We start from the raw sequence: 20,114 nt of genomic DNA on the forward strand, positions 1-20,114 counted from the left end.
GGCATTCCGGTTACCGGAAACGGTGCATCGTACCAAAGTTGCTGGTGGGCAATGCCCACCCTACGGCTGCTGATACCCGAAACCCATCCACTCCTTCACTCCTTCGCTTCTTCACTCCTTCACTCCTTCACTCCTTCACTCCCCCATGCTCTCCATCGCCAACCTCAGCATCACCTTCACCCAGTACGACCAGGGGCTGCGCCGCAAGCAGTTGACGGTGATTACTGATCTAGATTTGACCGTAGAGGCCGGGGAAGTGGTGGCGGTGGTCGGGGCCAGCGGGTCGGGGAAGAGCCTCTTGGCCCATGCCCTACTGGGGATCTTGCCGGAGAACGCTCACCTGAGCGGGACGATGCAGTTTCAGGGGGCACCCCTGACCCCAGAGCGGTGTCGAGCGCTGCGGGGCAAGGCGATCGCGCTGGTGCCTCAGTCGGTGGGTTACTTAGACCCATTGATGACGGTGGGTCAGCAGGTGCAGCGGGTGGGGCGATTGAATGGGCTGTCAGCAGGGGCGGCTCGGGTGGCGGTCGATCGCACCTTTGCCCGCTACGAGTTGCCCGCCACGACCCGGCAGCGCTACCCGTTTCAGCTATCGGGGGGAATGGCGCGGCGGGTGCTGGTCTCAACGGCGGTGGTGACCCAGGCCGACTTGGTAATTGCCGATGAGCCGACGCCAGGGCTGCACCCTGATGTGGTGACCGAGACCCTCAACCACCTGCGGGAACTGGCCCAGGGTGGGCGGGGAGTGATTTTGATTACCCACGATATTGAAGCAGCGCTTCAGGTGGCCGATCGGGTGGCGGTGTTCTATGCGGGCACTACGGTGGAGATTGCGGCGGCTAAAGACTTCGCTACCGGCAATCTGCGCCACCCTTATACTCAGGCGCTATGGCGATCGCTACCGCAGAACGAGTTTGTGCCGGTGCCAGGAAATCAGCCAAGTCCAGAGCAGTTGCCCGGGGGGTGTCTGTTTAGCGATCGCTGCCCCTGGGTCACCGCTGAGTGCAGGCAGGATCGTCCTGCATCACGATTAGTCCGTCAAGGTTGGGTGAGGTGTATTCATGCTGAAGGGTAATGGGCTTTGGTTTCGCTACGGGGCTCATTTGCCCTGGGTGGTGCAAGATCGTTCGCTGTCGGTGGCCCCAGGGCAGGTCGTGGGGCTGATGGCCCCATCGGGCTACGGCAAAACCACCCTGGGCAAGCTGCTGGCAGGCTATTTGGCCCCCACACGCGGCCAGATCACCCTGGATGAACAGCCACTCCCCACCCGTGGCTATTGCCCGGTGCAGCTTGTTTTTCAGAACCCAGAACTGGCAGTGAACCCCCGCTGGCGCATCGATCGCATCTTGCGCGAAGGGCACCCGCCCCAGATGCACCACCTCGATGCCCTGGGCATTCACCCCGGCTGGCTAACCCGCTACCCCCACGAGCTGAGCGGGGGAGAGTTGCAGCGAGTCGCGATCGCCCGGGTGCTCAACCGCCAGACCCGCTACCTGATTGCCGACGAAATGACGGCGATGCTAGACGCCAATACCCAGGCTTTGATCTGGCAGGTGATTCTAGAGTTTGCCCGCCAAAATCAGGTGGGGGTGATCGCCATTAGCCACGACAAACCCCTACTAGAGCGGTTGTGCCACGGCGATCAAAGCACTCAAGTAGACCGTGGCCCCGCCAAGCCGGGCTTAAATCATCGCATTCTAGACCTGGCTGGCGACCCGGTCCAAACCCATGACACTAGCCTGGAAAGGGTGCTTTAACCGTTGGCCTTACCCCACCTCTTTATGCCGAGGGTCGGTGAATCACCACCCTCGGCTGAGAAAGCCTGGCGCAGATTCTTGGAAGGCTGCCATAAAAAACACTTATCCCTCTGGCGCGATCACCACCCCTCAACCCGTAAATCTACATATAGACTTAATAATATCGCTCAAGGCAAAAGCATAGACTTCTATCTTTTGCTCGCCATCAATGGCAGGCTTGAGCGATCAGTCTCTCTCCTTGAGACAGGCTCTATTACAGGTGATGCTAAATTCTACTTGGCTACCCCCAAGTCCACTGGGCGAACGGCGGTAAGGCCTCTGGCCAGGCTATGCCAACGCCCCTACAGGTTGACCGGTTGGGTATCGGGGGTATGGAACTCGGATTCGGGATGAATTGCTAACAGGTGTTTTCGTAGCGGCGGGCTCTGGCCTGCCACCATCACACACATTCGATCAGCATGGAGCGGACACCATGAACAAGTTTGACTCAACTCAATTGCAAACCAGATTTAACAACACCAGCGAAGGCTGGTTAGTGCAGGTCTATAGCGGCGATCGCCGCCTGCTCTGCGTGCTGGAGCCGTCCCACGCCTGGACTTTTTTGTTGGGCTGTGGGTTCGGGCTCCTGTTGGCGGTGGGGTGGTTTAACCTCGCCACTGCCAGTGCGTCCACAACCCATGTACCGGCGTCAACGCCTGCCGAGATGTGGATTGATTAGTTCTCAATTGGTGACGCTGCTGACTTGACGCATGAATTTGGGTAGGAGCAAACGGCCGTTTGCTCCTACGGCGATCCTCCCATTACCCAATACACACAAACCCTGGATCGGCCTCCGATTGTCCAGGGACAAGCGGTTGCGGATGCGATTGGGGCCAACGACAGGTGCATTGAGGAAACTCTGCGATCGCGATTTACATTAGCCATGTCTATGCCGAAATTGCTCATTAAAAAGAAAAACTTATGACATGGATTTGACATTGCATTGGAAATCCATGTTGCAGAGCGAAAAATCCTAAAATTTTCAGGATAGACTTAAGCACATAGAGATTCGGTTACTGATAGAAAGGGGTCTATGAAGGGTGGTGCAGGCCAGCGACACCCTCAAGCTCCATTCGGTCAGCGGTAATCTCTAGGCACCCTGTCGACAGGTTCTCCCGTAACACCTGTGCTGTGGGGATGAAGCGCTACATCCCCACTTTCTCCAACTTTTTAAAGCTCACCTATCCCAGTAATCACCCCTTGTTAGAGGGGGCGGAAGGAGGTATTCGTGGATTTCTTGTCTGATTTTTTAGCGAGATTTGGGGCGCAGTTGCAGTCGCCGACGCTCGGCTTTTTGATTGGCGGTATCGTCATTGCCGCTCTCGGTAGCGAACTGGCCATTCCCGATGCAATCTATAAGTTCATCGTTTTCATGCTGCTGATCAAAGTCGGTCTGACCGGCGGCATGGCCATTCGCAATGCTAGCCTGGCGGAAATGCTGCTGCCCGCGCTGTTCGCCATGGTGACGGGAATCGTGATCGTGCTAATTGGGCGCTACGTGTTTGCCAAACTGCCGGGCATCCGAGTCGTGGATGCCGTTGCGACCGGAGGCTTGTTCGGTGCCGTGAGTGGTTCTACCATGGTCGCCGGCATCACGGTACTGGAAGGGCAAGGCCTCGAATACGAAGCCTGGGCCGGTGCCCTCTATCCTTTCATGGACATTCCGGCGCTGGTGACGGCGATCGTCGTAGCCAGCATCTATACCAGCCGGCAGAAGCGCGAAAAGTATCTCAAAAACGAGAAATATCTCGGCAAAGAGGAGTATATCGGGATGCAGCCGGTTGCCGCAGGCGGGGCTGCCATCGACCAACCGGTTGCCGCCGGTGGGTATTCCACCAGCGATCAACGCAGTTCTGGCGGGTACTCAGGCGAGTCGGGCGGTAGCTCAGGCGGGTATGCCAAGGGGCCAGGCGGTGCCTCTAGTAACCGAGTCAAAATTTGGCCCATCGTGAAGGAAAGCCTCCAGGGATCTGCCCTGTCGGCACTGCTGCTCGGTCTCGCCCTCGGCATTCTCACCCGGCCTGAAAGTGTCTACGAGAGCTTCTACGATCCCCTCTTCCGTGGTCTGCTTTCGATTCTGATGCTGATCATGGGTATGGAGGCCTGGGCAAGGGCCAACGAGCTGCGCAAGGTAGCTCAGTGGTACGCCCTCTACGCCTTTGTGGCACCCTTTCTGCATGGGTTTATTGCCTTCGGTCTTGGCATGGTTGCCCACTATGCAACGGGGTTCAGTGCTGGCGGCGTCGCACTCTTGGCCATCATTGCTGCCTCCAGTTCAGACATCTCAGGGCCGCCCACCCTGCGGGCTGGCATCCCGTCGGCTAATCCATCCGCCTACATCGGTGCGTCTACGGCCATTGGCACACCCGTTGCGATCGCCCTCTGCATACCGCTCTTCGTTGGGCTGGCCCAGGCCATGACAGGTGGCTAAGTCCAAACGGCTTCGGTCTGCCGGTGCTCTCCTAACCCGGCAAACACCCGTAGGGGCAAACGGTTGTTTGCCAATACAGAGACGTTCTTACCGTAGGGGAAAACGGTTGTTTGCCCAATGCAGAGACGTTCTTTTCGAGAAACGGTCTAAGTAGTTCAATGAATACAGTTGTAAGGAGGTAATCAATATGGCCAAGCCAGCCAAAAAGCTCGTGATCATCACAGAGAAATTGCTGCTGAAAAAGGTCGCCCAAATCATCGACGAAGCCGGAGCTACCGGTTATACAGTGTTAGAAACTGGCGGTAAAGGCAGCCGCAGCGTGCGATCGTCGGGGCAACCCAGCGTTTCCGACACGACCTCAAATATAAAGTTCGAGGTGCTCACCGAAAATCAGGATATGGCCATGAAGATTTCGGATCGAGTAGCCGCCGAGTTTTTCAACGACTATGCGGGCATCGCCTATATCTGTGATGCGGAGGTACTGTACGCGCACCAGTTCTGTGGCCCAGACGGCTGTTGAATTGAGATGACGAAAACCGAAAAAGCGGGGGCATGCCCCCGCTTTTTTGTCTGCCTGATGTTGGAACACGGTTCGTGAGACTGTAGGAATTTTTCTAGGGCGCGATCGCCGCGATCATCACGCTGTTAGACTTGACCACGGCATAGACCTCCTTGCCCACGGCCAGCCTCATGCGTTCCACCGACGACACGGTGATGATTGCCACTAGCTCCACACCGGGGGCGACGGCCAGGGTGAGTTCGGCGTTGACGCCATCGATGGCGATCGCAGCGATCTTGCCCCGCAGCAGGTTGCGGGCGCTGATGGCAAAATCGCGCTGCACCTGCAAAAACTCTTGGGCTTCGCGATCGCTGGCAAACGGCGCAGGACTCTCTGGCACGGCGGTATCAGACTGTCGCTGCTCCAGACTGCGTACTAGCTCCCGCAGAATATCGGTTTTGCTGCGCTGGGTGCGCTGGCAATAGTCGTCAAGAATTTTGCGCTCGTCCTCAGAGGCTTGAAACGTGATCCAGCCTTGGCTTTTTCGCGGCATGACAAAACCAGAGTAGGGTAATTGACTATACCAACCCAGTTGGTATAGTTGGGTTATGCTTGGGCACAAGGTTTACCCACGCTGCAGAACGGTAAACCCATCCCCAATTCTCCCTAAAGATCATGAAAAGACGAAACTTTTTGCTCCTGGCTGGCACAGTCGGGCTCAGCCTGGCTATGGTTAGAGCCCTTCAGGCCCTGCCAGACCCCAGCCCCAGCCCCTCCCCCGTGCTGGTCGCGGCAGCGGCTAGTCTCCAAGAAGCCCTCCAGGCGGTAGCAACCGACTTTGAGGCCCAGCATCCCACCATTGATGTCACTTTCACCTTCGGCTCCTCCGGGGCCTTGCAACAGCAGATCGAACAGGGTGCCCCCGTGGACCTATTCATTTCGGCGGGGGTCGCCCAGATGGATGCCCTGGCGACTAAGGGGCTGCTGGTGCCCGACAGCCGCCAAACCCTGATTGGCAATCGCTTGGTGCTGATTGCCCCCGCCGGGTCGGCCCCGGAGCTTAAGACGTTTCAAGATCTGTCCGCCGATGCTTTTAAGCAGATCGCCGTTGGGGAATTTCGCAGTGTGCCCGCTGGACAGTACGCCGAACAGGTGCTCAACTATCTAGGCCTGTTGCCCACAGTGCAGCCCAAGCTGGTGTATGCCAACAACGTGCGGGCGGTGCTGGCCGCCGTCGAGGCGGGCCATGCGGAGGCGGGCCTGGTCTACGCCACCGATGCGGCCCTAGCCCCTGGGGTCAGACTAGTGGCCACCGCTGCCCCCGAGTGGCACAAACCCATTACCTACCCGATCGCCCAATTACAGCAGGCCACCCACCCCGAGGCAGCCCAGACCTTTGCCCACTACCTGGCCAGCGAGGCGGCCCAGGCAGTATTCGCCGACTTTGGCTTTACGGTTTGGGAGTAACCCCATGCCCACCGACCTCTCTCCTCTCTGGATCTCCCTCAGGGTTGCCAGCCTGGCGACCTTGATTGCCTTCTTCACCGGCGTTGCCGTCGCCTACTGGATGCTGGGCGATCGCGGCCCTGGCAAATCGTTACTGGAAGGCATCTTTGTTGCGCCGCTGGTGCTGCCGCCGACGGTGGTGGGGTTTTTACTGCTGCTGGTGTTTGGCCGCAATGGTCCCCTGGGGCAGCTGCTGCAATCTCTGGGAATGCGGATCATCTTTACCTGGTACGGGGCGGCGATCGCAGCGACGGTGGTAGCGTTTCCGCTGATGTATCGCACCGCGTTGGGAGCCTTTGAGCAGATTGACCCGGCCTTGCTACAGGTGGCGCGCACCCTGGGGGCCAGGGAGGGGCGGATTTTCTGGCGAATTTTGCTGCCGCTGGCGGGGCCGGGGCTGCTGGCGGGGCTGACGCTCTCCTTTGCCCGCGCCCTGGGGGAGTTTGGCGCGACGCTGATGGTGGCGGGGAATATTCCGGGCCGCACCCAGACTATGCCAATGGCGATCTATTTTGCGGTGGAGGCGGGAGCGATGGCCGAAGCCTGGGGCTGGGTGGCGATCATTCTGACGGTGTCGCTGTCGGGAATTTTGGCCGCAAATGTCTGGCAGGGACAGCAGCGGCGGGGAGGCAAGAGCGAAAAACAAAAAACAAAAAACGAAGGTTCCCTGTCTGCGGGTCAGTTGGTTGAGGAACATGGCTTACCAGCGGTGCATTGCTTCGCTAATGCACCTTACAGACCCACCCCTAGCCCCTCCCAAGAGGGGAATTGGACAATCCCAAATCCGCAATCGCCAATCTACAACTCCCATAGACCCACCCCTAGTCCCTCCCATGAGGGGAACCGAACACCGAACACCGGACACCGAACACCGAACACCGAACACCCCCTACTCATCCACCCATCCACCCATCCACCCCTTTCCCCTTCCCTCTCCGTCACGATCCACAAGCCCCTCGCCACCTTCCCGCTGGATACAGCCTTCACCGCTGGCGCTGACGCCTTGGGCCTTCTCGGCTCCTCTGGGTCGGGCAAGTCGATGACGCTGCGGTGCATTGCCGGGGTAGAGACGCCCGAGCGGGGGCAGATTGTGCTGAATGGACGGGTGCTGTTTGACAGCGATCGCGGCATTAACCTGCCCAGTTACCAGCGGCGGGTGGGGTTGTTGTTTCAGACCTACGCGCTGTTTCCCCACCTCACCATTGCTGAGAATATTGGCTTTGGCTTGCAGCATTTGCCTAGGGTGGAGCGATCGCAGCGAGTGAGCATCTGGCTGGGGGCGATGCAGTTGCAGGGGCTGGGCGATCGCTACCCGCAGCAGCTCAGTGGTGGGCAGCAGCAGCGGGTGGCCCTGGCCCGCGCCCTGGCCCCAGAACCAGAGGTGCTACTACTGGATGAACCCCTCTCGGCCCTCGATACCTACCTGCGCAGCCAGGTGGAGCAGCAGTTGATCGCCACCCTAGCGGGGTACCAGGGGGTGACGCTGTTCGTCACCCACAACCTGGAGGAGGTGTTTCGGGTGTGCCCCCAGATCATGGTGATGGCGGCGGGCCGAGCGGTGGCGGCAGGCAATCGCCACCAGGTGTTTGAGCAGCCGGGGAGTGCGATCGCAGCTCAGATCACCGGCTGCAAAAATATCGCTAGGGCTACTCCAGCTTCGGCAACCACAATTGACGTACCCGCCTGGGGCTGCACCCTTGAGGCATCTGGCCCCATCCCCCAAAACCTCACCCATGTGGGGTTTCGCGCTCACCACATTGAGCTAGTAGAGGGTTGCGATCGCCCCAATACCTTTCCTGCCTGGGTAATGGCCGCCAGCGAAACGCCCCACCGCATCACCCTGTTTCTCAGGCTCCAGCCGCCATCCAGTAATGGCGATCGCAATCCTCACTCCTCCGTCAATATCCCCTGTGACCAGGTATACCCGCTACAAGCAGAGTTATTCAGAGAGAAGTGGCAAGCTCTAGAGCAAAACCCGATGCCCTGGTATGTCTACTTAGCCCCTGAGAAGCTTCTACTACTCAGTGATGACGAACTCATCGTGGCTACGGACTAAGCGTAGGCTACCGCTTGCGGGCGACAATATTGAAAATATGCCAGTGTTTCTCTTCACCCAGGGCAGTTCTGCCGGGGTGATTTTCTTCTTCTAGCCATTCCACCTCGAAAGGGGCTAGCAGTTGGTCTACCTGATCTCGACGGTGGTGGTTCATATCCCCATAGACGGCCCAAGAGTCTTGATCGCCAAAAAGATGGCCGCAGAAGCGCCCGCCGGGGGCCAGGGCCAGCACAATTTCTTCCCACAGGCGGGGGAAATGCTCCGGTGGACAGAACGGCAGGCAAAAGCTGGCGTTAATCAGGCTGACATCGGGCGGTAGGGTGAGCGTCTCAAACCGCTGCACCCGAGTTTCAAGCCCGGTGCGATCGATATCCGATCGCTGTCGTAGGCGGGCGATCGCCTCGGGTTCGCCATCAATGGCCAGCACCCGCCACCCCTGACGCAGCAGTTCGGCGGTGTCGCGGCCATCGCCACAGCCCAGATCGACTGCAAACGGCGGTAGAGATGTGGCCTGGGCATAAAACCCTAACGCTTGGAGTAGGGTGTCGCGGGGGGGGCGGCCTTCTACCGCCTGATAGTACTGATTCCACTTAGGTTCAAAGTTCATGGCTAGGCGCGCTGGTGGAGGTGGGTCAGACAGAGGCCAGCGGTTCAAAAAATCACACATGGGGTTTGGGCTAGGCTAGCCCCTCCGTAGCGAAAGTTTAGCGGATGGTGGCGGGGCAGGTTTCTAGATCGAGGGGAATTGTTGGGGACAATGCCCCAGGCGTTAACCCAAGCCACTGGTCAATCAAAGCGAGGTCAAACCCTGCACAGCGCTGGTCACCCACCTCTAGCAGCGGGCGACGAATTAAGCAGCGGTCGAGCACCATCAGCTCTAGGGCCATATCGGCGTCGAGCCAGCCCGGTACCACTAGGCCGATGGTGATGGCCGGGGCAGTAGTGTTAAACCACTGGGGCACCGGCAGCCCAGCAAAGAAGGGACGGAGGCGATCGCAGGTCCAGGGTTCTAGCAGCAAGTTGCGGGCTATCACCTGGTGCCCGGCGGCCTCTAGCAGCCGCTTTTGGCGGGTGTTGTTGATGCAGTCGGGCTTTTCGTAGAACGTGACGGTGGCCATGGGGCAACCTCCTTGAAGGGCTTGACACTAAAACGGCTAAGCAAGAACGGATCGGACTCAAACGGGTAGCGGGACTGGGACTGGGCATAGCCGCGATTCCTACACCGGTTGAAGAGCCACTGGCCCTAGATCGGCCAACAACGAGGGAGCCGGGGGGTCCAAGTCTTTGAACAGAACGGTGCTGAGGTAGCGTTCGCCATAGCTGGGCTGAATGGCGACAATTAGCTTGTCAGCATTCTCAGGCCGTTTGCCCACCTGGATGGCAGCTGCACCAGGGGGGTGCGGCCAATTAGATCGGTGATGTCGTGGGCGATGGTCATGGGGGTGAAGGGGTGAAGGGGTGAAGGGGTGAAGGGGTGAAGGGGTGAAGGGGTGAAGGGGTGAAGGGGTGAAGGGGTGAAGGGGTGAAGGGTGGGCAGTGCCCACCAATGCCCTTTTGCAGGACAGGCCTAGACAGCTTGGGACAATCTAAGGGCCGAACGGCGATCGCTAGCTCAAGAGTATCACCTATCTATATCTATAAAGCGATAAATCGATTAAATGATTAAGCATTGGTAGCGATTATCTTCTTTGTCAAGCTCATCCTGCTATGCGATTAGCCTCGGCGGGATGGCAGCGGAAATCAAGCCAGGAGCCCTGCCTGCATCAGACAGAGTCTTGCTGTTCCTTATGTGGCGGCGGGCAGGGAGCAAGCCGGAGCCTGCCAGAGGGTGTCATGTTCTACCATGGCATTGAGAATAATCACCAGTTTGTGCATGCAGGCCACCAGGGCAACCTTTTTGAGTTTTCCCCGCTGCAGCAGGCGCTGGTAGTAATCGCGAATGACCGGATTATGGCGAGTGGCGACTAACGCGGCCATGTAGAGGCCTGTGCGCACGGTGGCTCGACCGCCGCTAATCATCCGCTTACCCCGCATCTGGCCGCTATCGCGGTTGAACGGGGCGAGGCCACACAAGCTGGCTAGGCGCTTCGCTGAGATCTGTCCTAACTCGGGGAGTGAGGCCAAGAGGAGCCCCGTCGTCACAGCCCCAATACCCGGCACACTGGTGAGGATCTCGCGGGTGCGCTGCCACTGATCGCTCTGGGCGATGAGCTGCTCAATCTGGGTATCGAGGTCTTGGATCTGTTGCTTGAGCCAGTCAATATGCTGCTCAATGCTCTGACCCGTCCTGGCTCGTGCTGAGCGTTGCCGGGCTTTTTCGGCACTCATCATCTCGACGAGTTGCTGCCGTCGCGTGACGAGGTCTTGAAGGTGTTGACTGGCCTCACTCGCCATCGCCCGTACCTCTGGACGGATGGCATCGGCAAAGTGAGCCAACACCTCGGCATCAATTTTGTCTGTTTTAGCCATGCGCCCCGTGGCCCGGGCAAAATCACGCACTTGACGTGGATTCACCACAACGGCGGGCCAGCCCTCCGCCATCAACGTTCGCGCCGCCAGGGCTTGATAGCCCCCGGTCGCTTCCAGCACAATCAGACTCGTCTCGCAACGAAACGCCGTTAACGCCTGTAGCAACTCTCTTAAACCAGAGTCACTGTTGGCCACCTGAACGCTTAATCCAAGTGGACGGACGTACACATCTAAGGTGCGCTTGGATACGTCAATGCCAACCCATTGATGCGCTTGTGATAGTTCAGTCATGGTTGTATCCACCCGTGTAGGAGGTTAATCTGACATTACTCGTCCTTGCTCGATACGGAGTCTAAGCTCCTGGCGATTTTGCGAGTTAACTTCAGAGGTGTGCAGCGACCCATGCTACGTTCGGTTTTGGACAACCTAGGGTGGGACGGTCTGCCACACACCTCTAAAGATACAAGGGTGGGCACTGCCCACCGCCTGCTCGGGCAATCAAGCGAGTTGCGTCTGCCGATCTGGTTAGACGGCTCTGAGGTAAGAAGCAGCTCAGTCTCCCATGGCAGGATAGTCTGCTTACTGGCGAGAGGTTAAGGTGGGCAATGCCCACCCTACGGGTTAGGCGATCGCCGGAAAATCCGCCTTCAGAATCTCTAGCCAATTGGCAATGCGATCGTCGGTTTTCTCGCTTTCGTTCACCTCATCGAGGGGCAGGCCGACAAATTTGCCATCGCGAATGGCGGTGGATTTTTCAAAGGAGTAATCATCCGCCGAAACGGCCCCCACGATGGTGGCACCCAGCGCTTTGAACTGGTCGTACATCAGGCCCAGAGCCCCGACAAAATGCTTGCTATGGCCTTCGCAGTCGCCGGGGCCAAACAGGGCAATGGTTTTACCCGAAAAGTCGGGCTTGTCCATTTCCATGTCAAACATCGGTTCGCGCCAGTCGTTTTGCAACTCGCCCGCGCCCCAAGTAGAGCAACCCAAAATCAGGTAGTCGTACTTGAGCAGATCATCTACATCGTCAAAATCAGCTTCCATGCTGTAGAGATCGCAATTGTCTTCACCGATCGCATCCCGGATTTTTTCAGCAATTTCTTCGGTGACGCCGGAGGTGCTGCCGTAGAACAGTCCAATGGTTGCCATGGGTTTACTCCTAGGAAATAGGTGTCAGGTTTTAGGTGTCAGGTACCAGGTGTCGGCATCCCCTCCTGGGAGGGGTAGGGGTGGGTGATTCCGGGTGTCCAGGGTAAGGTGGGCACTGCCCACCATGAGAAAACTGTTTTACAGAAACTAGATGCTCTCTGGCATCTCAGGTTGGGCCTGTCAAACGCACATAGATCACGCTAACCAGCGATGGCGGTAGGGTCAAATGGCCATCTTCGGTACTGACCATAAAATTGGGGTAGCGCTGGGTGACAGCGATCGCTTTGCCCTGATCCAACCCCAGAGATTGCAGATGGGAAAGGGTCGATGGATCGGTACGGGTGAAGCGGGAAATGGTGCCGCGATCGCCCACATTGAGCACCTGCAACGACGCTCCCGAAATCGTAAAACCGCTAAACATAACACCACTCCAAAAGAGAAGATTTAGCCAACCAGAAGCTAACCGTAGGGTGCATCCGCGCAGCGATGCACCAAAGCCATTGTGGCAAGTATCAATTACACCAAATACGCTTCCATATGGGTCTTAATCGTGCAATCCGATCGCGGATAGGACGAACACAACACAATGAAACCCTTAGCAATTTGGTCATCGTCTAAGAAGGATTGATCGTCTTGATTAATCTCGCCTTCCACCAGCTTGCCGACGCAGCTAGAGCAAGCCCCCGACCGGCAGGAGAAGGGCAACTCAATATCATTTTCTTCCGCCGCATCAATGATGTAGGTGTCTTCATCCACCGGAATGGTGATGTCGATATTGCGCTTTTTGTTGATCAGTCGAACTTGATAGGTTGTAGTCATGGTGGGACTCCTTTGGCGTGGAGAGGTGAATGGGATAGGGGACAGGGAATAGGTGACAGGTAACAGGTAGCAGGGATATTCCTCTTCCCCCTTCCCTATCACCTCTTTCCTAAGAACAGGGCACTCCGGCTGGGCTGCAATCGCCCGCCGCCTGGAAGGATTTGCCGCAGCCGCAGGTGTCAGTGGCGTTGGGGTTGGTGAACTTAAAGCCGCTCTCTAGTAGGCTCTCGATGTAGTCCACCACAATGCCTTCCAGCAGGGGGGCACTTTTGGGGTCAATAAAAACTTTGAGACTGCCCGACTCCACAACTTCATCGTCGGGTTTAGGGGCGTTGGCAATTTTGATGTCGTACTCGTAGCCGTTGCAGCCGCCATCTTTCACCGCCAGGCGCACGCCCCGGCTAGGGGTATAGTCTGGGGTGCCGCGAATGAAGGTCCGCAGGCGCAGTTCGGCGAGTTCGGTAATGGTGATGGTCATGGCGGGTGGATGGGTAAGGGGTGGATGGGTAGGGGGTGGATGGGTAGGGGGTGGATGGGTAGGGGGTGGATAGGGATGAGTTAGCGATTGTGAAGGACGTCATCCCCTCCTGGGAGGGGCAGGGGTGGGTCTATCCCGTAGCGATTATCTTCTTTGTCAAGCTCATCCTGCTATGCGATTAGCCTCGGCGGGATGGCAGCGGAAATCAAGCCAGGAGCCCTGCCTGCATCAGACAGAGTCTTGCTGTTCCTTATGTGGCGGCGGGCAGGGAGCAAGCCGGAGCCTGCCAGAGGGTGTCATGTTCTACCATGGCATTGAGAATAATCACCAGTTTGTGCATGCAGGCCACCAGGGCAACCTTTTTGAGTTTTCCCCGCTGCAGCAGGCGCTGGTAGTAATCGCGAATGACCGGATTATGGCGAGTGGCGACTAACGCGGCCATGTAGAGGCCTGTGCGCACGGTGGCTCGACCGCCGCTAATCATCCGCTTACCCCGCATCTGGCCGCTATCGCGGTTGAACGGGGCGAGGCCACACAAGCTGGCTAGGCGCTTCGCTGAGATCTGTCCTAACTCGGGGAGTGAGGCCAAGAGGAGCCCCGTCGTCACAGCCCCAATACCCGGCACACTGGTGAGGATCTCGCGGGTGCGCTGCCACTGATCGCTCTGGGCGATGAGCTGCTCAATCTGGGTATCGAGGTCTTGGATCTGTTGCTTGAGCCAGTCAATATGCTGCTCAATGCTCTGACCCGTCCTGGCTCGTGCTGAGCGTTGCCGGGCTTTTTCGGCACTCATCATCTCGACGAGTTGCTGCCGTCGCGTGACGAGGTCTTGAAGGTGTTGACTGGCCTCACTCGCCATCGCCCGTACCTCTGGACGGATGGCATCGGCAAAGTGAGCCAACACCTCGGCATCAATTTTGTCTGTTTTAGCCATGCGCCCCGTGGCCCGGGCAAAATCACGCACTTGACGTGGATTCACCACAACGGCGGGCCAGCCCTCCGCCATCAACGTTCGCGCCGCCAGGGCTTGATAGCCCCCGGTCGCTTCCAGCACAATCAGACTCGTCTCGCGACGAAACGCCGTTAACGCCTGTAGCAACTCTCTTAAACCAGAGTCACTGTTGGCCACCTGAACGCTTAATCCAAGTGGACGGACGTACACATCTAAGGTGCGCTTGGATACGTCAATGCCAACCCATTGATGCGCTTGTGATAGTTCAGTCATGGTTGTATCCACCCGTGTAGGAGGTTAATCTGACATCACTCGTCCTTGCTCGATACGGAGTCTAAGCTCCTGGCGATTTTGCGAGTTAACTTCAGAGGTGTGCAGCGACCCATGCTACGTTCGGTTTTGGACAACCTAGGGTGGGACGGTCTGCCACACACCTCTAAAGATACAAGGGTGGGCATTGCCCACCACCATCTCAGGGGGGATAGCGAGGATAGAGCATGGTTCACCTCCGGGCTAGGGTTAGAGACAGGGTGCGATCGCCCCCCACTTTCACCCCGCTGCACACTGGGCAATCGGGGTCGTGGTAGGCGCGACGTTTGGCAAACTCCGCCCGAGCCAAATCCATGGTCAACAATTGCCCCAGCAGGGGTTCGCCCAGGCCCGTGATCACCTTGATCGCCTCCAGAGCCGCCAGACAGGCCAGGGTGCCCGACACCGCCCCCAGCACTCCAAACCCCCAGCGATCCCACTCGGGTTTTTCGGGAAACAGGCACGACAGACAGGGCGTTTCGCCCGGAACCACGGTGATCAGGTAGGCCTCCATGGCATTCATGGCAGATTCGACCATGGGCTTGCGCGATCGCACACAGGCCGCATTCAGCAGATCCCGCTCTTTGAAATCAAAGGCGCAATCGAGGGCAATGTCGGCCTGCTGTACTAGAGCGTCGATATTCTCGGCGGTGACGTAGTCGCACACCGTATCGATGCGAATATCCGGGTTAAACGCCGCCAGAGTCTGCTGGGCCTTAAACACCCGGGGCTGGCCCACCCAGTCATCGGTCATCAGAATCTGGCGGTTCATGTCCTCCCGCAGCAGGTCGCCGCCCCGCACCAGGATCAGTCGCCCCACCCCCGCCGCCGCCAGGTACAGCGCAGCGGTGCCCCCCAGCCCCCCCACCCCCGTCACCAGGGCGGTGGTCGCCTTTAGCCGTTCCTGCGCCGCCGGGCCGAAGCCAGGGAGCTGCATTTGGCGGCGGTAGCGATCGAGTTCTGTGGGGGAGAGGGGCATGGGAAATGGGGGGGGGTGGATGGGTGGATGGGTTGGAGGGTGGATGAAGGGAACCAATTTTGAACTTTCAATTTTGAACTTTGAATTCAAAGTTCAAAATTCAAAACCTTCCTACTCCACCTCAATTTCAGACATCAGCACTACATTGCTGGGCTTTTGGTTGAACACTTTGAACAACTTTTGAGCCTGGGGTGACGACGACTGAAACAGGCTGTAGGCCTCTTGCAGCAGTTCCCGATACTGGTTGAAGGTGGCGGTGTCATCCATATCTGGGGAATCAACGCCCGTTTCTTTCATTAACCGGGAGAACTTTTGCAGAATGTGCAGCCGGTTAACGTTGAGAAATTGGGGGTCGTAGGGGAGGCCAAAAAAGGCAAAGTAGTCTTCGGCCTGGGTGATTTGGTTGAAGTTAGTGATGGTGGATTTCATGGGGCTTGCTCCAGGGTGGTTAACTGTGCTCTGAGGTCGCGGAGTTGGCAGTAAATCTCGTAGGTGTGGGCCGCTATATCGGGTAACAAATCCAGGTCGGCGGGTAGGCCTTCGGCAACGTCGTGGAGATCCATCTTGAGTTGACCGGCTTTGCTGTTGAGCCGCTTAATCTGGGTTTTGAGGGCATCAATAGTGATCGGATCGGTGATGGGAGGCATGGCATTACAGGTCGCAGACGGTGGGGTATTGGCGGGCTAAATCAATGCCTTTGGCGACGAGTTTTTCGCCTTCGGCGCTGAGTGTTTCGAGGGAATCGAAGCCAAAACGCTGGGCATCGCGCAGCGTTTTGCTGACCAAAATTAGTCGTCCTGAGAAGATCAGCGCCCAGCCAAAGCCTTCGTGGCTGAGGTCGATTACCACCTGGGAGAGTTGGCCGGTTTCGGCTTCAATGCGGTAGGCGATCGCCCGATAGAACGCCATAATTCGGCTCTGGGTGATAGGGTCTACCTCGCCTTCTACAGAAATTTGGCGCTTTTGGGCCTTGGTGAGGACGTAGGGCTTGAGCAGTAGCCCATCGGCCCAGTGGCGAAAGGTGCCGTAGGGGTCGTTGGCGCGGATCTGCTGCACCATGGCCTTGAGAAAGGGCGAGCTATCTATCACCAGGGCAGAGTCAAGGGTAGCGGCGGTAGTCATAGGGTTACTTCCTCTTCGGTTTCAACGTAGGCGTCGGTAAAGTTGGGGGTGGTCTTTTGGCCCAGGGCTTTGCGTAGCCAGGGCGGCGGGCTGCCCTGGAGGGTCCGCATGAGCTGGGCCAGCATGGCCTCAATTTCGTCTTCTTCGGAGTTGGATTTCATTGGGGTAATGCGGTGGTTGATTAACCGGGCTGCCGCACTGCCACCAATGTCGGCTACGTAGACGATGGTGCAGCCCGCCAGCGCCTTGAGCTTGGGTTCTAGCTTGTCCTCGTTGCCGTCTTCCTTGAGCTCACCGCCAAAGGTGAGGGTTTCGAGGAAGGTGTACCCGTCGAGGGTGAGGTCGTAAACGTCGATCTGGCTGGCCCAGCCAAAGTGGGCGTTGATATGAACGTTGTCTTTGGTTGCGAAGGCTATTTTCATGGGTAGGCTCCTTTTACGGTTTGCGGTTTACGGTTTGCGGTTTACGGTTTGCGGTCTACGGTTTGCGGTTTGCGGTCTACGGTTTGCGGTTTGCAGCTAACGGTTTTGGGTTTTGGGTCTAGGTTTTGGGCTGCCCCGTGAACCGTAAACCGTGCCCCGTGAACCTGAAACCCGACACCCAATCCCCTCTATCCCTTCCCCTCCCGCCACTGATGCACCAGTGCATGGGTGCGTTCTTCGTCGGCTTCAAGCAGCAGGTTACCGATCGCAAACAGCAGATCCAGGGTGCCGCGATAGCCGACGGTGCAGCGGTGGCCGTTGCCCAAGTGCCCTAGCATCGGGAAGCCGTGCAGGTAGAGGGGAATGCCCAGGCGACGGGCGATCGGGCGGGCTTTGGAGTTGGTGATCCACAGATCGGCGGTGGCGGCCATATCCGTGAGGTCTTCAAAGTCGCCGATGTAAACCTGCTCGATGGGGAGATCCTTCAGTAGGGGCGAGGGGGCAGCGGTGACGGCGGCCTGAATTTCGGCTCCGGTGCTGTGCAGCCACCAGGCGACGTTGTGCAGCAGGTCGGGTTCGAGGGCGATCGCCACCTTTTTGCGGCCAAAGAAAAAGTGAGTGTCAAGCATGGCATCCTGCACCTGGCGACGCTGGCGCAGGTACTTGGCGGGTACGGGCTGGCCACTGATTTGGGCGAGGGTGTGGAGGAATTCATCCACGGCACCAAGGCCGCTGAGCTGAGGGAAGGTCTGGGCGGGGGTGCCGAAGCGATCGGTGAGGATTTCTGCGGCTTTGGTCATGCTGCCGCCCAGGGCCAGGGTGAGAGCGGAGCGGCCTACGGCCTTGAGTTCGGCCACGGTGGTGCCGCCCGTGGCGGTGGTGGCGAAGTCGGCATCTTCTAGGTGGCCGTCTAGGGAGGTGGAAAGATCGGGGACTGCGATCGCCCTCAAACCAAACGCCTCAACAATCTCCTTCAGCTCCGCCACATCCCCAGGGCCAAAGGCGGCACTGGCCAGCAGGGTTACCTGCTTGGGGTTCACGTCCCCTGGTTCCGGCAGGGTCTGCACCAGGCTCTCCACCGCCGCCGCAAAGCCATCCTCCAAGCTGCCCTTGTAGTCGGGGGTGGAGGCCAACACGATCGGCACGGTGACTTCAGGATTCGCCTGGTGGAAGTCGCGCAGAATGCCCTGCATATCATCGCCTCGGGTTTCCGTCAGGCCGGTGGTAAACAGGCCCACTAGCTCCGGCTGAGAGGTCTTAATCACCGTCAACAGACCGCTGTGCACATTGTCATCGCCCCCCAGCACGGTGCTGACCTCGCTCATCGCCGTGGTGGCCAGAGGAATTGCCTCCTGAAAGTGGTTGACCAGCATCACCTTGGCAAAGGCGGTACAGCCCTGGGACCCGTGGAATAGCGGCATCGCCCCCTGAATACCGAGGAAGGCCAGGGCCGCCCCCAGGGGTTGACTCTGCTTCAGCGGGTTGACAGCCACCGCCTTGCGGCGAGCGATGATTTTGGTGGGAGGGTCGGCGGGTAGGTGGGTGGATGCGTGGATGCGTGGATGGGTGGATGCGTGAAGAGGTAAAGAGGTAAAGAGGTGCTGAGGTAAGTTATCGCCGTCACCCTTTACTTCTTCACCCTTTACTTCTTCACCCTTCACTTCTTCACCCTTCACTTCTTTAACCTTCACCCCTTCACCTTCCCAAGGCGCTTCCCGCCGCACCTCCGCCCACACCGGGCTGTGCAGACTCTCATCCAGTTCCTTCGCCATCTCCAGCAGGCCGCCGTAGCCAGAGTAGGGGTTGTGGCGTTCCTGGTTGATGTGCAGAAAGGGAATGCGGGCTTTAAGGGCGGTGTACTGGTTGCGGCCTCCGGCGATCAGCATGTCGGCGTTGGTTTTTTCGATCACCTTCAGCAGTTCGGCGGCTCCGCCTTTTTCCAGCATGATGCCGTCCTGGCCCAGCAGGGTTTTGATCCGGGCTTTGTCTTCTTCGGTGCTCTTTTTGCTGCTGGTGGCGACCACTTTAATGCCCAAATCTTGGGCCGCCGAGATGATCGACCAGCTTTTGACGCCACCGGTGTAGAGGACAACGCGCTTGCCCAGAAGTCTTTCCCGGTAGGGCGCGAGCTGTTCGTTTAATTTGGCGGTTTCTTCGGCAATCACGGTTTCCACGCGGGCCTGCATGGCGGCGGCGCCGAGTTTGGCTGCGATCGCCCGCAGGCAGTGGTTCATATCTGCCACCCCGTAGAACGACTCCTCTATATAAGGAATGCCGTAGCGGTCCTGCATCTTGTGGGCCAGGTTGATCAGCGCCTTGGAGCAGATCATCACGTTGAGCTTGGCCCGGTGGGCGTAGGCCACCTCCTGGTAGCGGGCGTCGCCGGTAATTTTGGAGAGCACCCGAATGCCCACTTTCTCGAACAGGGGCAGCACGCCCCACAGCTCCCCGGCGATGTTGTACTCGCCAATCAGATTAATGTCGTAGGGGGTGGTGGTTTCGGGCTCTGCCGTGCCGATCACATGCTCCAGCAGGGCTTCCCCGGCCAGGCGGTTGCCCAGGTTCTTGCTGCCGACAAAGCCGGGGGATTGGATCGGCACCACGGGCAGTCCCAGAGCCTCCCCTGCCGCCTTGCACACCGCCTCCAGGTCATCGCCAATCAGCGCCGTCACGCAAGTGGAGTAGACAAACACGGCGGCGGGGCTGTAGCGCTCCTGCACATCCTGAATCGCCTTGTACAGCTTTTTCTCGCCGCCAAAGATAATGTCGTTTTCGCTCAGGTCGGTGGTGAAGCCCATTTTGTAGAGCGTGTCGCCCGATGACAGGCTACCCCGCCCGCCCCAGGAGTTTCCCGCACAGGCGATCGGCCCGTGCACCAGGTGGGCGACATCGGTAATCGGCACCAGGGCAATGCTGGCCCCATCAAAGGCACAGCCCCCCTGGGCGGCACCAGGCTTAGCTTGCTGCTGGCACACCTTGTTGTGACCTTTGCCACTTTTCTTGTGGTTGTGCTCGCAACCCGGCTGGGTCAGGAGGTCTGTCATGGTGGCTTTGGTGGAAGGCATGGCAGGGAGGGGGTGAAGGGGTGGGGAGTGAAGAGTGAAGGGTGTCGTCCCCTCCTGGGAGG

At 58.4% G+C, this 20,114-nt stretch carries 22 protein-coding genes and 1 pseudogene; 7 read left to right on the forward strand and 16 right to left on the reverse strand.

What is annotated here, in order from left to right:
- The first annotated feature begins 145 nt into the window (after positions 1-145).
- The 5 genes from RRF56_RS04755 (at position 146) to RRF56_RS04775 (ending at position 4,747) form a co-directional block, all read left to right on the forward strand.
- A complete protein-coding gene (locus RRF56_RS04755) occupies positions 146-1,075 on the forward strand; it encodes an ABC transporter ATP-binding protein (protein ID WP_317036482.1) in 930 nt (309 codons plus the stop codon).
- Positions 1,062-1,757: an ABC transporter ATP-binding protein gene (locus RRF56_RS04760; protein WP_317036483.1), complete on the forward strand. Its 696-nt coding sequence runs from the start codon at positions 1,062-1,064 to the stop codon at positions 1,755-1,757. Before RRF56_RS04755 ends, RRF56_RS04760 begins: the two co-directional genes overlap by 14 nt.
- 472 nt (positions 1,758-2,229) lie before the next feature.
- A complete protein-coding gene (locus tag RRF56_RS04765; RefSeq protein WP_317036484.1) occupies positions 2,230-2,475 on the forward strand; it encodes a hypothetical protein in 246 nt (81 codons plus the stop codon).
- 549 nt (positions 2,476-3,024) lie between these two features.
- Positions 3,025-4,227, forward strand: coding sequence for a sodium-dependent bicarbonate transport family permease (locus RRF56_RS04770; protein WP_317036485.1), 1,203 nt, complete (start codon positions 3,025-3,027; stop codon positions 4,225-4,227).
- A 187-nt stretch (positions 4,228-4,414) separates the two neighbouring features.
- Positions 4,415-4,747 (forward strand): P-II family nitrogen regulator, encoded by a 333-nt coding sequence (locus RRF56_RS04775; RefSeq protein WP_317036486.1) that lies wholly within the window; start codon positions 4,415-4,417, stop codon positions 4,745-4,747.
- A 94-nt stretch (positions 4,748-4,841) separates the two neighbouring features.
- On the opposite strand, the gene RRF56_RS04780 is transcribed toward RRF56_RS04775, so the two are convergent.
- Complete coding sequence (locus RRF56_RS04780; RefSeq protein WP_317036487.1) at positions 4,842-5,279, reverse strand: molybdopterin-binding protein; 438 nt, start codon at positions 5,277-5,279, stop codon at positions 4,842-4,844.
- A 122-nt stretch (positions 5,280-5,401) separates the two neighbouring features.
- Here RRF56_RS04780 and modA point away from each other — a divergent pair, with 122 nt between their 5' ends.
- Complete coding sequence (gene modA, locus RRF56_RS04785) at positions 5,402-6,193, forward strand: molybdate ABC transporter substrate-binding protein (protein ID WP_317036488.1); 792 nt, start codon at positions 5,402-5,404, stop codon at positions 6,191-6,193.
- A gap of 4 nt (positions 6,194-6,197) precedes the next feature.
- Entirely contained in the window at positions 6,198-8,288 is a 2,091-nt protein-coding gene (gene modB, locus RRF56_RS04790; protein WP_317036489.1) for a molybdate ABC transporter permease subunit, read from the forward strand.
- A 7-nt stretch (positions 8,289-8,295) separates the two neighbouring features.
- Here the strand turns inward: modB and RRF56_RS04795 are convergent, their stop codons facing one another.
- From RRF56_RS04795 to RRF56_RS04865, 15 genes and pseudogenes are all read right to left on the reverse strand, one after another.
- On the reverse strand, positions 8,296-8,895 hold the full coding sequence (locus tag RRF56_RS04795; RefSeq protein WP_317036490.1) for a class I SAM-dependent methyltransferase: 600 nt from the start codon (positions 8,893-8,895) through the stop codon (positions 8,296-8,298).
- A 97-nt stretch (positions 8,896-8,992) separates the two neighbouring features.
- Positions 8,993-9,406, reverse strand: a complete 414-nt coding sequence (locus RRF56_RS04800; protein WP_317036491.1) for a hypothetical protein — start codon at positions 9,404-9,406, stop codon at positions 8,993-8,995.
- A 99-nt stretch (positions 9,407-9,505) separates the two neighbouring features.
- A pseudogene (locus RRF56_RS04805) lies at positions 9,506-9,673 on the reverse strand (cysteine synthase A); the annotation flags it as partial.
- 400 nt (positions 9,674-10,073) lie between these two features.
- A complete protein-coding gene (locus RRF56_RS04810; protein ID WP_317036493.1) occupies positions 10,074-11,048 on the reverse strand; it encodes an IS110 family transposase in 975 nt (324 codons plus the stop codon).
- 330 nt (positions 11,049-11,378) lie between these two features.
- Positions 11,379-11,906 (reverse strand): flavodoxin, encoded by a 528-nt coding sequence (locus tag RRF56_RS04815; protein WP_317036494.1) that lies wholly within the window; start codon positions 11,904-11,906, stop codon positions 11,379-11,381.
- Between the two features lie 166 nt (positions 11,907-12,072).
- A complete protein-coding gene (locus RRF56_RS04820; RefSeq protein ID WP_317036495.1) occupies positions 12,073-12,327 on the reverse strand; it encodes a ferrous iron transport protein A in 255 nt (84 codons plus the stop codon).
- 95 nt (positions 12,328-12,422) lie between these two features.
- Positions 12,423-12,725: a 2Fe-2S iron-sulfur cluster-binding protein gene (locus RRF56_RS04825; protein ID WP_317036496.1), complete on the reverse strand. Its 303-nt coding sequence runs from the start codon at positions 12,723-12,725 to the stop codon at positions 12,423-12,425.
- Positions 12,726-12,834: 109 nt separating this feature from the next.
- Complete coding sequence (locus RRF56_RS04830) at positions 12,835-13,203, reverse strand: iron-sulfur cluster assembly accessory protein (protein WP_317036497.1); 369 nt, start codon at positions 13,201-13,203, stop codon at positions 12,835-12,837.
- A gap of 250 nt (positions 13,204-13,453) precedes the next feature.
- Entirely contained in the window at positions 13,454-14,428 is a 975-nt protein-coding gene (locus RRF56_RS04835; RefSeq protein ID WP_317033747.1) for an IS110 family transposase, read from the reverse strand.
- Between the two features lie 229 nt (positions 14,429-14,657).
- Positions 14,658-15,443, reverse strand: coding sequence for a HesA/MoeB/ThiF family protein (locus RRF56_RS04840; RefSeq protein ID WP_317036498.1), 786 nt, complete (start codon positions 15,441-15,443; stop codon positions 14,658-14,660).
- A 111-nt stretch (positions 15,444-15,554) separates the two neighbouring features.
- Positions 15,555-15,872 carry a nitrogenase-stabilizing/protective protein NifW gene (gene nifW / locus RRF56_RS04845; protein WP_317036499.1) on the reverse strand — a complete coding sequence of 106 codons (318 nt, stop codon included), beginning with the start codon at positions 15,870-15,872 and terminating at the stop codon, positions 15,555-15,557.
- Positions 15,869-16,090, reverse strand: coding sequence for a CCE_0567 family metalloprotein (locus RRF56_RS04850; protein ID WP_317036500.1), 222 nt, complete (start codon positions 16,088-16,090; stop codon positions 15,869-15,871). The genes nifW and RRF56_RS04850 overlap by 4 nt, the downstream gene beginning before the upstream one ends.
- Positions 16,091-16,094: 4 nt before the next feature.
- Complete coding sequence (locus tag RRF56_RS04855) at positions 16,095-16,565, reverse strand: NifX-associated nitrogen fixation protein (protein ID WP_317036501.1); 471 nt, start codon at positions 16,563-16,565, stop codon at positions 16,095-16,097.
- Positions 16,562-16,987, reverse strand: coding sequence for a nitrogen fixation protein NifX (nifX, locus tag RRF56_RS04860; RefSeq protein WP_317036502.1), 426 nt, complete (start codon positions 16,985-16,987; stop codon positions 16,562-16,564). The genes RRF56_RS04855 and nifX overlap by 4 nt, the downstream gene beginning before the upstream one ends.
- 188 nt (positions 16,988-17,175) lie before the next feature.
- On the reverse strand, positions 17,176-20,052 hold the full coding sequence (locus RRF56_RS04865) for a bifunctional nitrogenase iron-molybdenum cofactor biosynthesis protein NifEN (RefSeq protein WP_317036503.1): 2,877 nt from the start codon (positions 20,050-20,052) through the stop codon (positions 17,176-17,178).
- Between the last annotated feature and the right edge of the window lie 62 nt (positions 20,053-20,114).

The organism is Nodosilinea sp. E11 (assembly GCF_032813545.1).
In the GTDB taxonomy this organism is placed as follows: Bacteria; Cyanobacteriota; Cyanobacteriia; order Phormidesmidales; family Phormidesmidaceae; genus Nodosilinea.

Bases quoted from the DNA above. Each gene is read 5' to 3' on its own strand.
- RRF56_RS04820 (WP_317036495.1), bottom strand. From the start codon at position 12,327: ATGTTTAGCGGTTTTACGATTTCGGGAGCGTCGTTGCAGGTGCTCAAT.
- RRF56_RS04765 (WP_317036484.1), top strand. From the start codon at position 2,230: ATGAACAAGTTTGACTCAACTCAATTGCAAACCAGATTTAACAACACC.
- RRF56_RS04795 (WP_317036490.1), bottom strand. From the start codon at position 8,895: ATGAACTTTGAACCTAAGTGGAATCAGTACTATCAGGCGGTAGAAGGC.
- modB (WP_317036489.1), top strand. From the start codon at position 6,198: ATGCCCACCGACCTCTCTCCTCTCTGGATCTCCCTCAGGGTTGCCAGC.
- RRF56_RS04815 (WP_317036494.1), bottom strand. From the start codon at position 11,906: ATGGCAACCATTGGACTGTTCTACGGCAGCACCTCCGGCGTCACCGAA.
- nifW (WP_317036499.1), bottom strand. From the start codon at position 15,872: ATGAAATCCACCATCACTAACTTCAACCAAATCACCCAGGCCGAAGAC.
- RRF56_RS04865 (WP_317036503.1), bottom strand. From the start codon at position 20,052: ATGCCTTCCACCAAAGCCACCATGACAGACCTCCTGACCCAGCCGGGT.
- RRF56_RS04800 (WP_317036491.1), bottom strand. From the start codon at position 9,406: ATGGCCACCGTCACGTTCTACGAAAAGCCCGACTGCATCAACAACACC.
- RRF56_RS04840 (WP_317036498.1), bottom strand. From the start codon at position 15,443: ATGCCCCTCTCCCCCACAGAACTCGATCGCTACCGCCGCCAAATGCAG.
- RRF56_RS04780 (WP_317036487.1), bottom strand. From the start codon at position 5,279: ATGCCGCGAAAAAGCCAAGGCTGGATCACGTTTCAAGCCTCTGAGGAC.
- RRF56_RS04850 (WP_317036500.1), bottom strand. From the start codon at position 16,090: ATGCCTCCCATCACCGATCCGATCACTATTGATGCCCTCAAAACCCAG.
- RRF56_RS04830 (WP_317036497.1), bottom strand. From the start codon at position 13,203: ATGACCATCACCATTACCGAACTCGCCGAACTGCGCCTGCGGACCTTC.
- RRF56_RS04755 (WP_317036482.1), top strand. From the start codon at position 146: ATGCTCTCCATCGCCAACCTCAGCATCACCTTCACCCAGTACGACCAG.
- modA (WP_317036488.1), top strand. From the start codon at position 5,402: ATGAAAAGACGAAACTTTTTGCTCCTGGCTGGCACAGTCGGGCTCAGC.
- RRF56_RS04775 (WP_317036486.1), top strand. From the start codon at position 4,415: ATGGCCAAGCCAGCCAAAAAGCTCGTGATCATCACAGAGAAATTGCTG.
- nifX (WP_317036502.1), bottom strand. From the start codon at position 16,987: ATGAAAATAGCCTTCGCAACCAAAGACAACGTTCATATCAACGCCCAC.
- RRF56_RS04760 (WP_317036483.1), top strand. From the start codon at position 1,062: ATGCTGAAGGGTAATGGGCTTTGGTTTCGCTACGGGGCTCATTTGCCC.
- RRF56_RS04855 (WP_317036501.1), bottom strand. From the start codon at position 16,565: ATGACTACCGCCGCTACCCTTGACTCTGCCCTGGTGATAGATAGCTCG.
- RRF56_RS04835 (WP_317033747.1), bottom strand. From the start codon at position 14,428: ATGACTGAACTATCACAAGCGCATCAATGGGTTGGCATTGACGTATCC.
- RRF56_RS04810 (WP_317036493.1), bottom strand. From the start codon at position 11,048: ATGACTGAACTATCACAAGCGCATCAATGGGTTGGCATTGACGTATCC.
- RRF56_RS04825 (WP_317036496.1), bottom strand. From the start codon at position 12,725: ATGACTACAACCTATCAAGTTCGACTGATCAACAAAAAGCGCAATATC.